This window comes from Zhaonella formicivorans, assembly GCF_004353525.1.
Classification (GTDB): domain Bacteria; phylum Bacillota; class DUOV01; order DUOV01; family Zhaonellaceae; genus Zhaonella; species Zhaonella formicivorans.
Genome location: NZ_CP085524.1, coordinates 2,638,961 through 2,654,067 on the forward strand (window position 1 = coordinate 2,638,961; position 15,107 = coordinate 2,654,067).

The 15,107-nt window shown below is 43.8% G+C and carries 14 protein-coding genes and 1 pseudogene; 3 read left to right on the forward strand and 12 right to left on the reverse strand.

Annotated elements, in window-relative coordinates; translation table 11 throughout:
* Position 1 precedes the first annotated feature (1 nt).
* The 4 genes from EYS13_RS12925 to EYS13_RS12940 form a co-directional block, all read right to left on the reverse strand.
* Positions 2-760, reverse strand: coding sequence for an ABC transporter ATP-binding protein (locus EYS13_RS12925; RefSeq protein WP_227763441.1), 759 nt, complete (start codon positions 758-760; stop codon positions 2-4).
* Positions 735-1,697, reverse strand: coding sequence for a branched-chain amino acid ABC transporter permease (locus EYS13_RS12930; RefSeq protein WP_227763443.1), 963 nt, complete (start codon positions 1,695-1,697; stop codon positions 735-737). Before EYS13_RS12930 ends, EYS13_RS12925 begins: the two co-directional genes overlap by 26 nt.
* 10 nt (positions 1,698-1,707) lie before the next feature.
* Positions 1,708-2,592 carry a branched-chain amino acid ABC transporter permease gene (locus tag EYS13_RS12935; protein WP_227763445.1) on the reverse strand — a complete coding sequence of 295 codons (885 nt, stop codon included), beginning with the start codon at positions 2,590-2,592 and terminating at the stop codon, positions 1,708-1,710.
* A 306-nt stretch (positions 2,593-2,898) separates the two neighbouring features.
* Positions 2,899-4,104, reverse strand: a complete 1,206-nt coding sequence (locus tag EYS13_RS12940; protein ID WP_227763447.1) for an ABC transporter substrate-binding protein — start codon at positions 4,102-4,104, stop codon at positions 2,899-2,901.
* A 494-nt stretch (positions 4,105-4,598) separates the two neighbouring features.
* On the opposite strand from EYS13_RS12940, the pseudogene EYS13_RS12945 reads away from it, so the two are divergent.
* Positions 4,599-6,370, forward strand: a pseudogene (locus tag EYS13_RS12945) (IS1634 family transposase).
* 216 nt (positions 6,371-6,586) lie between these two features.
* Here EYS13_RS12945 and EYS13_RS12955 read toward each other — a convergent pair.
* Positions 6,587-7,774, reverse strand: a complete 1,188-nt coding sequence (locus EYS13_RS12955) for a M24 family metallopeptidase (RefSeq protein WP_227763452.1) — start codon at positions 7,772-7,774, stop codon at positions 6,587-6,589.
* A gap of 83 nt (positions 7,775-7,857) precedes the next feature.
* Positions 7,858-8,919, reverse strand: a complete 1,062-nt coding sequence (locus tag EYS13_RS12960; protein WP_227763454.1) for a YkvI family membrane protein — start codon at positions 8,917-8,919, stop codon at positions 7,858-7,860.
* Positions 8,920-9,157: 238 nt separating this feature from the next.
* On the opposite strand from EYS13_RS12960, the gene yyaC reads away from it, so the two are divergent.
* Positions 9,158-9,808 (forward strand): spore protease YyaC, encoded by a 651-nt coding sequence (gene yyaC, locus EYS13_RS12965; RefSeq protein WP_227763459.1) that lies wholly within the window; start codon positions 9,158-9,160, stop codon positions 9,806-9,808.
* Between the two features lie 59 nt (positions 9,809-9,867).
* Here yyaC and EYS13_RS12970 read toward each other — a convergent pair whose 3' ends face one another.
* The 4 genes from EYS13_RS12970 to EYS13_RS12985 all read right to left on the reverse strand — a co-directional run bounded on the left by EYS13_RS12970 (position 9,868) and on the right by EYS13_RS12985 (position 12,692).
* Entirely contained in the window at positions 9,868-10,521 is a 654-nt protein-coding gene (locus tag EYS13_RS12970; protein WP_227763461.1) for a phosphoribosyltransferase, read from the reverse strand.
* Between the two features lie 231 nt (positions 10,522-10,752).
* A complete protein-coding gene (locus tag EYS13_RS12975; RefSeq protein WP_227763463.1) occupies positions 10,753-11,172 on the reverse strand; it encodes a bactofilin family protein in 420 nt (139 codons plus the stop codon).
* A gap of 15 nt (positions 11,173-11,187) precedes the next feature.
* Positions 11,188-12,126 (reverse strand): M23 family metallopeptidase, encoded by a 939-nt coding sequence (locus EYS13_RS16385; protein WP_277998204.1) that lies wholly within the window; start codon positions 12,124-12,126, stop codon positions 11,188-11,190.
* A gap of 32 nt (positions 12,127-12,158) precedes the next feature.
* Positions 12,159-12,692 (reverse strand): DUF4446 family protein, encoded by a 534-nt coding sequence (locus tag EYS13_RS12985; protein WP_227763466.1) that lies wholly within the window; start codon positions 12,690-12,692, stop codon positions 12,159-12,161.
* 130 nt (positions 12,693-12,822) lie between these two features.
* On the opposite strand from EYS13_RS12985, the gene larC2 reads away from it, so the two are divergent.
* Entirely contained in the window at positions 12,823-13,305 is a 483-nt protein-coding gene (larC2, locus tag EYS13_RS12990) for a nickel pincer cofactor biosynthesis protein LarC2 (RefSeq protein WP_227763468.1), read from the forward strand.
* Here larC2 and EYS13_RS12995 read toward each other — a convergent pair.
* Complete coding sequence (locus EYS13_RS12995; protein ID WP_227763471.1) at positions 13,298-14,404, reverse strand: alanine racemase; 1,107 nt, start codon at positions 14,402-14,404, stop codon at positions 13,298-13,300. The genes larC2 and EYS13_RS12995 overlap by 8 nt on opposite strands.
* 22 nt (positions 14,405-14,426) lie before the next feature.
* Positions 14,427-15,107 (reverse strand): DUF554 domain-containing protein, encoded by a 681-nt coding sequence (locus EYS13_RS13000; RefSeq protein WP_227763473.1) that lies wholly within the window; start codon positions 15,105-15,107, stop codon positions 14,427-14,429.

Consider the following 15,107-nt stretch of genomic DNA (forward strand, 5'->3'; position numbering starts at 1 on the left):
CTTAAGCCTCCTCTCCCAGGTAGGCTTCAATCACCCGCGGGTTATTTTTAATCTCGTCGGGAGTGCCGTGGGCGATAATCTTGCCGTAATCCAAAACGTAAATACGCTCACAGATGCCCATAACCAGGGACATATCATGCTCAATTAAGAGAATTGTAAGCCCAAACTGCTCCCTGATTTTGGCGATTAATTCCATCAGCTCATGGGTCTCATGGGGGTTCATCCCTGCAGCAGGCTCATCCAAAAGAAGAAGTTTAGGTTTGGCTGCTAGCGCCCTTACAATCTCCAGTCTGCGCTGCTCCCCATAGGGCAGGTTTTGCGCCAATTCATGGCACTTATCTTTTAGGTTAAACATCTCCAGTAGATCCAACGCTTCCCGGGTCATTTTATCCTCACCGGAAAAAAAGGTGCCAAGGCGGAAAAGGGCGCTGGTTACAGGGTATTTACCGTGCCAGTGATAGGCAACCTTGACGTTATCAAGCACTGACAGAGAATGAAATAAACGTATATTTTGAAATGTCCTGGCAATTCCCCTGGCTGTGATTTGATATGGTTTCAAATTGAGCAGACTTTTACCCTCCAGTGTAATTTCGCCCTCAGTAGGGATATAGACTCCGGTGAGCAGGTTAAATACAGTGGTCTTGCCGGCTCCGTTAGGGCCGATTAATCCCACCAGTTCTCCCTGGTTTAACTCAAGATCCAGGTTGGAAACGGCGGCTAAACCCCCAAAAGTTTTAGTTAAGCGGTTGGTTTTTAACACGCTCGCATCCCCCTTCCTTTTCCCTAAAGAGGGTTTTTAATGTAAACTCTTTGGTGCCCAGTAAGCCTTGGGGACGAAAAACCATGATGATTATGAGCAGTACCGCATAAATGATCATCCGCAAGGCACCGAAGTCAATCAACGCAGCGTTTAAACCTGTAACAGCCATGGCAGCAATAATGGACCCGGTCAAGCTCCCCAATCCTCCGAACACCACCATTACCAGCGCATCAAAAGAACGCATAAAGGAAAAAGTTGTGGGTTGAATTAGGAAAAAATAATGGGCGTAAAGGGCGCCGGCAACACCGGCAAAAAAGGCACCCATGCTAAATGCCATTACCTTATATTGAGTTGTATTGATCCCCATGGTTTCAGCAGCTATTTCATTATCCCGGATAGCAATGCAAGCCCGTCCGTGGGTGGAATTGATAAAATTCTTAATCATAAAAATTGTAAAGAGAGTGAAAACATAAAGCCAAGTCCAGTTAGTCAGCTTAGGGATACCGTTCATTCCCGCCGCCCCGCCTACATAATCGATATTAACTAAGAGGCCCCGAATAATTTCTCCAAAGCCTAAAGTAGCGATTGCCAGATAGTCACCTTTAAGTCGTAGGGTGGGTAAGCCGATAATAATACCTACAAGGCAAGCGGCAACAGCGCCGGCAAATACAGCCAAAATAAAGGGTTGTCCAAGTTTCAAAGTCAGAATTGCTGAAACATAAGCGCCCACTGCCATAAAGCCTGCATGTCCCAAGGCTAGCTGCCCGGTAAAACCTACGATCAGGTTTAAGCTGACGGCAGCAATAATATTGATTCCCATCAAGTACAGGTTAACCTGCTGAAACGGGTCGATTATTTCGGCAACTTCAGTAGCATAGTACACTAAGCCATATAAAGCAATTAAAACGATACCAATGAGTAAATTCTTTTGCTTCATCTCATTTCACCTACACTTTCTCACGGGTATCTTTGCCAAGAAGTCCCGAAGGCTTAACAATTAAAATCAGGATAAGAATGCCAAAAACAACGGGATCCCGGTAATTTGTGCTCCAGTAACCGCTGACCAAAGCCTCGATAATGCCTAGCAAAAAGCCGCCAGTCATGGCGCCGGGAATGATCCCAATTCCCCCTAAGACAGCTGCCACGAATGCTTTCAAGCCGGGCATGAGCCCCATTAAGGGGTGGATGGTCTGATAATAGAGGCCTAAAAGCACTCCTGCCACCGCAGCTAAAGAAGATCCGATGGCAAAGGTAACAGAAATCACCGAATCAGCGTTAATGCCCATCAGGAGTGCCGCATCCTTATCATAGGAAACAGCTCTCATGGCTTTACCTGTTTTAGTGTACTGCACAATATACTGGAGAAGTAGCATCATAATGATCGTCACCACCAGAATGATCAACTGGTGGCTGGTAATAGTGATTGCACCCTCTAGAAAACGGTAAGTTACCTTTGGTATTGCCTGGGGAAAAGAGCGAAAGTCGGTGCCAAAGACAAAGAGACCACCGTTTTGCAAAAACAGGGAGACGCCGATAGCCGTGATTAAGGCAGCCAATCTTGTGGAATTGCGCAGCGGTTTATAAGCAATTCTTTCGATTAAGATACCGCATAATGCTGACACAACCATAGCCAATATTAAGGCGGCAAAGAAATTGAAGTTTAATGCTGTAACCGCAAAGAAACCGGCATATGCGCCAATCATTAAAATTTCCCCGTGGGCAAAATTAATTAACTGAATAATTCCGTAAACCATGGTATAGCCAAGCGCTATAAGGGCATAAATGCTGCCCAAGGAGAGACCGTTTAAAAGTTGAGCAATTAATGTTTCCATAACGCACCTCCCATCCTAGTTGTTACGGTTAGTCACCAGCATCGGCTTGCAGCCGCGTTCTTAGTCCTTAGTTGCATGTATGGCTTTTTTGGGACTTATAAAATCGTTAGTCAACTAATTATTATTAATTATGAAGCCAACAGTGCTGAGAGCTGATGGCTGGATGCTGAAAACTAATGACTAAAGACTCGACCGTAGGTCGCTGCCGAAGACTAAGGACTGAAGACTGGTGAATTTTTAGCCGGCTAGTCAAGTTAAATTAACTCAAAAAAGGGGGGACGCCCCCCCTTTTTTTTCATGCTGTCCTTACTTCGGAGCAATTTTGGTCTTTAATGTTTGCACGCCGTCTTTCATTTCAATAATTGCAATTTCTTTTATCGGGTTATGCTTATCATCAAAGGTTAACTTACCGGTTACTGCATCAAAGTCCTTAGTTTCTGCTAAAGCCTTTGTAATGGCTGCCGGCTCAGCTGAACCGGCCCGCTTGATAGCATCAGCAAGTAAGTATGCAGCATCGTATCCCAGCGCGGCAAAGGAATCAGGAACTTTGTTGTACTTAGCTTTGAAAGCGTTCACGAACTTCTGGACCTTCTCGCTGGGGTCTTGAGAAGAATAGTGGTTGGTGAAATAAGTGCCGTTTAAAGCCTCAGCTCCGGCAATGGCTACTAAGTCAGGAGAATCCCAGCCGTCAGCACCCAGGAATGGAACAGTAATACCCAATTCTCTGGCTTGACTGATGATCTTGGCAACTTTTTCATAATAACCTGGAATATAGATTAATTCGGCACCGGCATTTTTAAATTTGGTTAATGTAGGTCTGAACTCCTGGTCGTCTTTACCATAACCTTCTTCAGCCACAATCTCGCCGCCGAGTTTGGTAAATTCTTCTTTAAACACTTTATACAGGCCTTTGCTGTAATCGTTAGTATTGTCGTAGTAAATAGCCACTTTCTTTACGCCCAGATCATTGTAAGCAAAGCTGGCGCCTACAATAGCCTGGGGCGGGTCAATAAAGCATGTGCGGAAAATGTAATCCCTTGTCTTACCGCTTTGCGGATCCACGGTTACATCAGGGTTTGTAGCGGAAGTTGTTAAAACAGGAATTTGATACTGGGTTGCCACGGGGACCACGTTTAAAGTAGCACCGCTGGTAGCTGCACCTAAATGAGCAACAACTTTTTCTTGCGTAATCAGTTTAGTGGCTACGCTTAAAGCTTCAGCCGGGTCAGATTTGTTATCAAGGATTACAGGCTCAAGCTGCTTGCCGTTAACACCACCGGCAGCATTAATTTCATCAAATGCTAACTTGATCGCATCAACAGTGTTTGATCCGTATGTAGAAACATCACCGGAAAGTTCATAATTTACACCAATCTTAATGGTTTCCGCGCCACCTTCTTTAGAAGCTTCGCCGCCCTCATTTTTTGCTTCTTGCTTGGCACAGCCGGCTACTACCAAAACTGCAACCAGCATTACAACAAACAAAACAGCAAGCCATTTTTTCATTTTCATTTTTTCTTAGACCTCCTCAAACTATAACTTTCCTTTTACAGATACCCCTTCAGTCCCTTCTATCCTTCCTTTTCCCCCCTTAAAACATGGAGTATGAAAAACCATTAAGTGTGTTAAGATACAGATACCTGCCGTGCATCAGCAACGTAGTGCAAACCGCCTTTATATAATGCCGTAAATTTAAACTTCTACATGACATGAAAAAAGCAGGCCTTTGGAGCGCTAAAGCCCTTTTCAGCATCTTCTTGCTTAAAGCAAAGCTTATCTATTATAACCAATTATATAATAGGCCGAAAAGGACTGTCAATTCTAAGAATATTCTTCCTTTAATAGGGGTATAGTATGGGGCTCAATAATTCCGTTGTTTTACAGCACCTAAATATCAAAATTAACTTTAATGCCCGAGAATTCGGGCGTTTTTTATGTCAATATTTATGCATAATTATGTTGTGTATTGTCGTGTATTGCAATATAATGGGATTAGAGGTGAATTTATGTATCTAAAGATAAGCATGAGTAATGGTAAACCCTATTTGTCTTTTGTCCAAGGTTACAGACAGAATGGAAAGGTAAAACAAAAAACTGTTGAGAAACTTGGCTATCTAGAAGATCTGGAAAAGAAATATTCTGATCCTATTGCTCATTTCAAGCAGGTCGCAAAGGAACGTTCTAAGAGTGAAACTTGTCAGAAAACATTAGAACTTAACCTGTCAGCCAAGCTGCCGGATCAAGCAGCATTGCGCAAAAATCTTGGTTATGTTGTGCCAAAGTCAGTGTACTCCCTACTTGGTCTTAGGGAATATTTTCAGAAAAAGCAAAGGCTTTTGAACGTGGATTACAACCTAAACAGTATATTCAGCCTGCTTATTTTTAATCGCTTTTTATTTCCTTCATCAAAAAAGAACGCCTTTGAAACCAAAAATTTCTTCTTTGAATCCTTTGACTTTTCATTGGCTGACATTTACCGCGCCCTGGATTACTTTGCCGCATATTCAAACGAAATCCAACGGCATCTTCATAGCCAGGTATGCGACCTTATAGGAAGAAATAACCAACTTGGATACTATGATGTCACCAATTACTACTTTGAGATCCCCTATGAGGATGAAGATGAATACGATGAAGACGGGAACATGATTAAAAAGGGGCAAAAAAAGCGTGGTCCATCCAAAGAGCACCGTAAAGATCCAATTATTCAGATGGGACTCCTCATGGATTCAAATGGAATCCCCATAGCCTTCAATACTTTTTCCGGTGGTGAAAGTGAAAAGCTCTCTCTCCTTCCAACAATTCGCCGTGTAAAGAAAGATTTTGCCTTGGAACGTATTATCGTTGTGGCAGACAGGGGACTCAACACTAGTGATAATACTGCATTTCTTTCTGGAAAGAACCATGATGACATGGCAGGGAATGACGGTTATGTTTATGGACAGAGTGTTCTCGGTGCTGACAAACAATTCAAAGAATGGGTATTAAATCAGGAAGATTACTTAATTGACACAGAAGAAGATAAGGATGGAAATACCGTCTCTTTTAAGCACAAATCCCGGATTTATGCAAAAAAAATCCAATTAAAGGGGACGGATGGTAAACGTGACCGAACAATGGAAATATATCAGAAACAGATGGTTTACTATTCCGAAAAATACGCCTTAAAACAGAAAAAGATAGGGATAAGGCTATTGCCAAGGCAAAAGAGCTGATTGCCAATCCCGGCAAATATACAAGAGCTACCAGCATTGGAGCCGCCGGCTATGTAAACAATATCAAATTTTCAAAAGAAACAGGCGAAATACCTGACGGACTCATTCTTTCCCTGAACGAAGCAAAGATTAAGGAAGAAGAAAAATATGACGGATACTATTCCATTGTTACTAGTGAAAAACATTTATCTGATACAGAAATTCGGGATATTTACAAGGGGCTTTGGGAAATCGAGGAATCCTTCAAAATAATCAAGAGTGAATTCAAGGCAAGACCTGTGTATGTTAAAAAAGATGAACATGTAGAAGCACATTTTCTGGTATGTTTTGTAGCACTTGTAATCATGAGGGTTCTTGAACAGATGTTAGAGAAAAAATATACTGTGAAACAGATTCGTAATTCCTTAATTAGCTATTCCTGCTCCTATTTGGAACAAAATTATTATCTGTTTGATTATCGAGATGATGTAATAAAATCCATTGAGTCTGTCTTTGGTTTTGACTTAAGTAAAAAAATTATGTCTCAAGCCGAGATCAAAAAAATTTTGCAATACAAAAAATAAGCGTAAATACACTACAATTTTATGACAAAACACAAAACCCGCTAACCCATGAAAACACTGGGCTAACGGGTTTTTTTAATCATTTTTCCTGTAAAACTCAGGTAATAGGCCGAAAAGGACTGTCAATTCTAAGAATATTCTTCCTTTAATAGGGGTATAGTATGGGGCTCAATAATTTCCCAACTTTTTCAAATGGTGCTGTAAAGCAGCAAAAAGCTATACCGAAATAATATCTTCCGGCACAATGGTTATTTTCTCCAAACCATTGTTTCCGACCACATAGGTATTTTCAATTCCTACAGCCCCCAGGCCAGGAAAGGCAAATTTAGGTTCAATGGCCAGCACCATACCTGCCTGCAGTTCTGTGTTAAATTTTGCAGCCAATACCGGCAGTTCGTTAACCTCCAAGCCTATACCATGGCCCACAAACTGAGCCTGCTGGCTGTAACCCATAAAATTATCCTGCAGCCTGTACCTGGCTGCCAGTTCAAGGGCTAACCCGTACAGCTCGGCACAGCTGACTCCGGGCTTTGCCGCCGCTGCTATGGTTTCCTGTATTTCCACGGCTACCTGTTGGGCATCAAGCAGGCTTTGTGGCAGTTGGCCAATGCTGTAAATTCTGGTTAAATCCACGTTATAGCCGTTGTAATTGGCCGAATAATCAACAAGTATTGGACTGTGCTCTTTAAGCGTCTCACCCGCCACACTCTTGGGAAAGGCGGGGGTCAAGCCCCTGCCCCCCAGTGCAGTGTCATAACCTGTTGGTACCAACCCGTTTTCTCCTGCTAATACTTGTCCAAAAAAGAACTCCTGCTTTACGCCGTGAAACCGGACAAGACCGATGTGGCCTAAAAGCCTTGAACGGTGCTCAATGGCCGCGGCCAGCTCCAGATCCGTCATCCCCGGTTTAATAAAATTAGGTATCTCACTATATACAAGAGCAGCTTTCGCAGCTGACTCTTTCAGCTGCCCTATCTCATAAACGCTTTTAAGCACCCTTATTTGCCGTAGCAAGAGAGAACAATCTCCTACCCGGGACTGGCTAAAGATCTTCTCCAAGCGCAAATATTCCTTGGCTGATAACTGCTCCAATTCCATCCCTATGTTTTTAGGTAAAGGACATCCCTTGTCCTTTAAAATCCTTGGAATATCTTCGGGTTTTTTAAAATCTACGATTTCTTTTAAAGGAGACTCCTCCCTTGCCCTGGCCATATCCTTCCTGACAAACAAAATGGGATCCCCGGAGGATGGAACATAAAGATAACTCATCTGAATTGTGCCTGTGAAATAAAAGAGGTTGACGTTGCTTCCAATTAGACAGCTGTCCAGTTCTGTCCTATCCAACGAAACTTGTAATCTTGCCAGACGATCTTCGATCTCTTGGGCGGGTACTGTTTTGAACATCTAAACTCTCCTTTCCCGGTGTTACAAGCAGCTCTGTGGTAATTAATTAAAAGGTAATGAAAGCACTTATCACCAAAATAGGTCTACTTCCGAAAATATTTTTTTAAATGAAAGCCCAAGCCACGGGGCAGAGATAAAATAATTCCAGCTAACAGCACTAGCCCCAGATAGCCAAAAAAGGGGTAAAGAGTTGCTATTAACCGGCTGAAGCCAAAGGGTGTAAGCAAAGCAGCCAACAAGAGCAGCACTACAACCAGCGCAAAACGGGGTATATTTATGATTTTCGCCAAACGCTCCGATAAGGAAAAAATGTTGGCCACAGCCGTGGTCAGCATTGCAAACCAGATAGCAAGAGCATACAAGTAGTTTAAAACCCAGTTCATTTCTTTGGCTAAGTATAACATAGGAATATTCAGGATGGCAATTTCCCGGTAATTGCTATAGAGAGCTGCACCCATGATTTCCGCCAAAACACCCAGTCCTATGCCTCCTAAAATGCCGCCCCAGATCTGTGTTTCGGAGGTGATCTCCAAAGAAGCCAGGATCACTGTCCCTAAAATCATATTATAGGAAACATATAGGATAGCAGCAAAAAACCAGCTGCCGCCGGCAAGTTTGGGGGTCGTTTCAATCAGCGTCTGGGGAGAACCTTTGCCCAGAGCCAAAAGAGCTACTGTTATTGTAATAAAGGTTAAAACCGGTATTAAAAGGCTGTTAAAAATTAATACTCCCTTTTCACCGGTCGAAAGTGCCCAGAGAATTAGTGCATAAGTTAAAATAAGTCCCGGCAAAAATGGTATGGAGAACTGCTGGTGCAGGGTTGCTGTGCTGCCGGCCAGCATAATAACCAGACCGGTAAATAAAATAAATGTGATCCAAAGGTCTGCCAGCCTGCCCAAACGGCTGCCTAATATATGGTTTAAAAATTCTCCGTATGACTTAAGACCGTAATAATATTTGTAATTTAAAGTGTAACCTCCCAAAAAAGCAAAGCAAAATCCGGCCAAAGCAATTCCTAACAAGCCCCTCTTTCCAAATTGCACAAAAAATTGCAAAATTTCCTGGCCGGACGCAAAACCTGCACCGATCAAAGCGCCCATATAGCAACTAGCTACCGCAAAACTGTGCCGCCCTGCTTGCTTCAATTTCAGACCCCCCCGCAAAAGTTAGCCAACAGCCATCACCCTTATTCTCTTTAGTTAATACCTAATGGCTTTAGTTAATTGATATGCAGCTGTACAGCTGTATTTGTCACAGGTCTTCATTGGTGCAAGTTTTTGGCAGAAACATTTGGCTAAAGACGGCACAAACGGCGTTAAAGCAGTATAAAATCGGTTTTTAAAGCATATACTCTAGACGCAGAACATGTTCAGGAGGTTAGCCATGTCCACTTTTTCCTTTTTATCGCGCCTTGCCTCCCTGGAACCTAAACAAGATCCAATGGAGTTCAAGTTTCCAGCTAAAATCAAATATCATTACCAGGACCCACATATAGTTGAACGTCTTAGTTACGGTTTTTTTCAACATCTCAAAGGCCTCAATTCCGATTTTTCCCGGCCAATCATTTTGGTCTCAATCGGAACAGACAGATCAACCGGTGACAGCCTAGGTCCCTTGGTAGGTACCAAATTGTCGGTTCTCACCCGGGATATACATATTTACGGTTCCTTGGAAGACCCGGTTCATGCCAGCAACTTAAGTACTAAACTTCAGGAAATAAAAGAAAAATATAAAAACCCGTTAATTGTAGCTGTTGATGCTTGCCTTGGCCAATCAGACAGTGTTGGTTCAATCACTCTGGCACTAGGAGCTTTAAAGCCAGGTGCCGGTGTAAATAAAAATCTTCCTGAAGTAGGCGAATTGCACTTTACCGGAATTGTTAATGTGGGCGGTTATATGGAGTATTTTGTTTTGCAAAATACCCGGTTAAGTCTTGTGTGGAAAATGGCCGATCTTATCGCCCAAAGCATACATAAAGGATACCAATTAGCACAGACTCATTTTCTGGAGTATCTCCCCCAAACTTTACAATAAAAATTGCACATTATTAATAAAAAAAAAACAGCAGGGTCGGCAAAGACCAAGCTGTTTTTTTATACATAAACGGTCTCCTCGGCCCGGGCTTTTGCTAACAATGCCGTAACTTCTTCATCGCCGGTCTGAGTAAAATCTTCATAAAACTGCCCAACGGCGTAAAAATCCTTTGGAATAGCCAAGGTTATAATCTGCGTTACTTCTCTACCTAACCTTTGCACCTCATCTTCAGGAGCAACCGGCACAGCCACGATAATTTCCTCCGGCTGCTGCTTCGCAATAAATCGAATACCTGCCAACATAGTAAACCCGGTAGCAATCCCATCATCCACTACAATCACACTTTTTCCCTTTAAGTCGGGGAATTCCTTACTCCCTCTGAATTTCTCCATGCGCCTGGTTATCTCTCTTTTTTCCTTATCTATTTCTTCTTGCAGTGACTCAGGAGAAAGGTGCAGGTAGGTCAGTAGTTTTTCATTAAAGTAGGTTGTCCCATCCTGGGCAACAGCCCCCACAGCCACTTCAGGGTTTAAAGGAGCCGGCAGTTTTCTTGGAATTAATAGATCCAAAGGAGCTTTAAGTGCTTTTGCTATTTCATAACCCACCACCACACCGCCTCTGGGTATAGCCAGTACAATGGGTTTTCCGGTTAACTTCAGTGTCTGTAATTTAGCAGCAAGCATTTTTCCTGCCATTGTGCGATTTTTAAACAACTACAATTCCCCCCTTCACCTTTAGTTTGCCGAACCGCTAAAAAAATAAACATAGAAAAAACCTGTTTCAAGCAACAGGTTTAGATTGTAGACAAAGCCAGCATGTATTATTTCGCTCTGGACAAGCTCCTACGCCGTTACCGGCAGCATAGCTGCCGACGGCTGGGGAAACCAGTCCCGCTCCATAATACATGCTGGCTGATAATAATTTGTCGAAGGTCTGAACCTGTCTCAAGCGACAGGTTGAATTTTATTCTTACTGTCCTCCGGCATTCTTCGGGGACCCTTTTCTTCATCTATTTCATCTTTGTCCATCAGGCAGTTGCCATGCAGTACCCCGCCCTCATCTATGATCAGGCCAGCCGCCTGTACATTGCCGTAAATCTTTCCTGTTGAAGCCAATTGGATTTTTCCCGTAACTTCAACGTCTCCCTTAAGAAAACCTGCGACCAACAAATTCCTGGCCTTCACGTTTGCCTCCAACCGCCCGGTCTCGCTAACTACCACATCTCCTTGGGAATTCACTTCCCCTTGGAAAGAGCCTTCCACACGGATAGTGCCCGAAGCTTGCAAAACCCCTCGAAAAATGGTATCTTTGCCAATCAAGGTTTCAAATTTATCAAAAGCAGCCTCCTCTTTTTTGCCGAACATCGGCATTTACCTCCTTTATTTTTTGGAAAGAACCTCCAAGGGATCAATGAACTGTCCATTTTTTTCTACCCCAAAGTGCAGGTGAGAGCCGGTGCTCCGTCCCGTACTGCCAATTTTAGCAATCGGCTGCCCTTTTTTAACGTGCTCCCCTGCCTGAGCGAGCAGTTCCGAATTATGAGCATAATAGGATTTGTAGCCATAGCCGTGATCGATGACGATGATTTTGCCCCACACCGGCTTGCGCCCCGCATAAACTACTATGCCGCTTCCGGCCGCTAAGACCGGATCGCCGTAATTTCCGTTAATATCAATGCCGCTGTGGGTTTCCTGCCTTCGGCCAAAAGGTGACCGGCGCGGGCCAAATTCATCCGTAATCTTTCCTTCTGCCGGCCAAAGGTCGGGCAAAGCAGCCAGGTAATCCAGCTTCCGCTCTACATCCTTTTTCAACTTGGCCAGCTTGAGGGACTGCAACTCCGCCTCGGATTGGATTTCATCCAATTCCTCTTCCATTCTCTCAATCAAACCGGAATCTTCACGGGAGCTCAAAGTCTGGGTTTCCCTCCTGGCTTCCTGCTGCCGCAACAGATCCTGGGACTGGGTGTCCGCTGTTTTTAGACCAATCATAGCACGTACTTCCCGGTCCAGTTTTTCCACCGATTCCAACTTTTCCTTCATAGCTTCCGTTTTTGACTGCAAAAGTAAGATCTGGGCAGCTTGCTTCCGGTTTTCTTGGCGAACAAATTCCAAATGCTTTATCTCAGCCTTTAAATTAAAATAATTAAAAGTAAAATATAAGCTTACAAGCGAAGTTCCAATAACAAGTGTGGCAATGCAGTAAATAAACCACCATGGAACGGAAAAACGGGCCGCTTCTTTTTTGGCATCGGGTATAATCAATAGTGTTACATTTTGCCGCTTTTTAAACAGCATTTTATGTACTGGCTTCCTAAGCAAAAATACCACCTACCAGGGTCAAGTCAATATGGTTATTTTCGCTGTTTTCCGCCTTCCATTGCTTTTTGAATAGCCTGGATTTCTTCCTCGGTCAACCTGTAACTGGAAGTGCCTGCCTCCACAGGCTTAGCAAAAGTACGGGACTCCTCCCGGCCATAAATACTGGTAAGCACCACGCCGTTAGCATTAGCATCCAGAAGAGCAACAGAAAAACTCAAATCACTTCCCATTTCGGGAAAAGCATTGTATCGGATAACCGCCACTTTTTGTACAGCGCTCCCAAACTTATTTTCCAGATCCCGCTCAGCTTGTTCCACGCGGAATACTTTTTCGGCAAAGCCCTCAGTCCTTTTACGGCAATCAATCAACATTTGTTCTAAGTTTTGTGTTTCACATCCGGCCATCATCTCCCGGTACTTTTGCCACAGCTTCCGGCTCCCCCGGGCGCTGGCGTACAAAGCAACAAATAAAACAATATTAAAAAAGAGCAAAATACTTATTACAAGGGCTAGATTATTTGCTATGATGGAATTGAGCATGTCCAATCCTGATAGATTAAAGGACATTAATTATCCTCCATTCTGATATTCTGCATAAAAATTGTGACAAAACATTTAATTATTTCAACATGATGGTGATTTTTCCTTTATTTTGACAATTCTTTTTAAAACATTTATTGAAGGAGACCACAAACTGATGCACCATTTACACCCCTTTTTAACGGATGAAACTTCAACAATTCAGATCTGGTGCGCAAGAACAGGGGCTGAAGTGGCTTGGGCCATGGAAAAACTTTTCCAAAAAGGCGCCTTGGACGTCTTTTTTTCGCCTCTGGCCCAAAATGGAAGTTTTTGTATAAAGGTTACAGTCCTCTGCCCGAGAGCTCAAGAACACTTTTTCCTGGAACTTATCGGGAAAATGTTTTCTGATTCCAGAATTTCTCTAACCCGGCAAACAAGATATAAACTGCACCGTGATTTTATTAAAGTCCGGATGTACGGCGAAGAAGTTAGGGTAAAATGCGGTTATATGCTGCAAGAAAAAAGTAAAACTTACTTGCAGGTTGTCCCGGAGTATGAGGATTGCAAGCTTGTGGCCAAATCAACAGGACTTGCTTTAAAGACAATTTATGACTTGGCCAAATCTCTAGCACTGCAGCAGTTAAATACTGCTAGGTAACTTTGCCCCTGGCAGCAACCTGCCATTTTTCCACTATTTCACCCGCTTTAACCACATATACTGCGTCGGCTAAATTCACCACCGGGCAGGCATGATTAGGTATGATCCGTACTTTTTCTCCCAAACGTGGCCCATGGCCTGACTTCTCGCTCTCCATAATCCCGTGTTCTTCCGAAAGCCTGGCTACCTGCCAACCGGGCCAATCCGGAAGATAGCCGTACCCGGTTACAAGAGCATTTCCATGAGCCCCCCTGTCTAAAGCCAGGGTCTTACTGCCGGCGTCAATGATTCTACGGCCCTTTTCCGGAGCACTGACCACCGTACAGAGAACTGTCAGCGCGCAGCGTTCCGGCAGTGCAACCCCCAATCCGATTTGGATTGCATCATAAAAAACGTAGTTGCCGGGCCTGATTTCTGTTACACCTTCCACTTTACCCGAATGTTTGGCGGTTGGAGTGGAGCCTACGGATACCTCCTCCACCTCAATTCCCTTTTCTGCCAGTAGAGCAGCTAATTCGACCAGAATTTCACCCTCCTGCCTGCCGATGCGTGGCACTTCTCCTGGATCCTTCACCCCATAGACATGACCGGCATGGGTCATTAAACCTTTAAAAGTTAGCCCGGGCAACGCTTGCAGCCTGGCTGCAAATTCCGCTACTTCTTTATCGGGCGCTAGGCCGCACCTTTTTAAACCGGTATCTATTTCCACCAGCACAGGCAAAGTAAGGCCCGCCTTGCTAAAAGCAGCGCTTAACGCTTGGGCTTGCTCTAAATTGTCAACTACGGAACTCACCGTCGCTTCTTTGGCAAGATTTACCAGTCTCTCAACTTTTTCCGGCCCAACAACAGGATAAGCTACCAGGATATCGGTGATGCCTGCCTCAGCCATAACCTCAGCTTCACCTAGTTTAGCAACGGTAATTCCTACGGCTCCTGTTTCAATTTGCCTTAGCGCAATCTCAGGAATTTTGTGGGCCTTGATATGGGGCCTAAGCTTGATATTGTACTCTTTAGCGAAAGCACTCATGTCCCTAATATTCTGTTCCAGCTTATCCAGATCAAGCACCAGCGCAGGCGTATCTAAATTTTCTATGCGCATAATTTCACCTTCAATAACACTTTTATATGAAATAAGCAATTAGAAAGGCAAAAAAGATCGCAGGCAGCAAGTTGCCTATCTTTATCCTTGTAATCTCCAGCAAATTTAAACCTATACCAAAAATCAATACTCCTCCTGTGGCCTTCATTTCCGCAATGACCGCAGCGGTTAAGAACTGCTGCAGCCAGGCAGCCAACATGGTGATTGTCCCCTGGTAAATTAGCACAGGAAAAGCAGAAAAGGCCACTCCTATACCCAATGTGGAGGAAAACATCATAGCACTGACACCATCTAAAACTGATTTAGCATATAATGTTTGGTGCTTGCCCGTTAAACCGCTTTCCAGAGCACCCATTATGGCCATGGCGCCAACACAATAAACCAGACTGGCAGTAATAAAACCCTTGGCAAAAAGATTTTCAGAACCAGGCCTGGTAAATTTGGCCTGCAGCCACTCACCCATCTTATCCAGCCAGTATTCCAACCTGACTAATTCACCTATAATTCCACCAAGCACCAGACTAACTATTACAATAATGACATTTTGCGTAGCAAACGCCATCTGCATACCAATGAGCAGCACACCCAATCCAATGGCCTGCATCACCGTATGCCGTACATATTCCGGCAAACCGCTTCCCAGTATTTTACCTAGCAACGCGCCGGCCACAATGGCCAAAGCATTGACGATGGTCCCCCACAT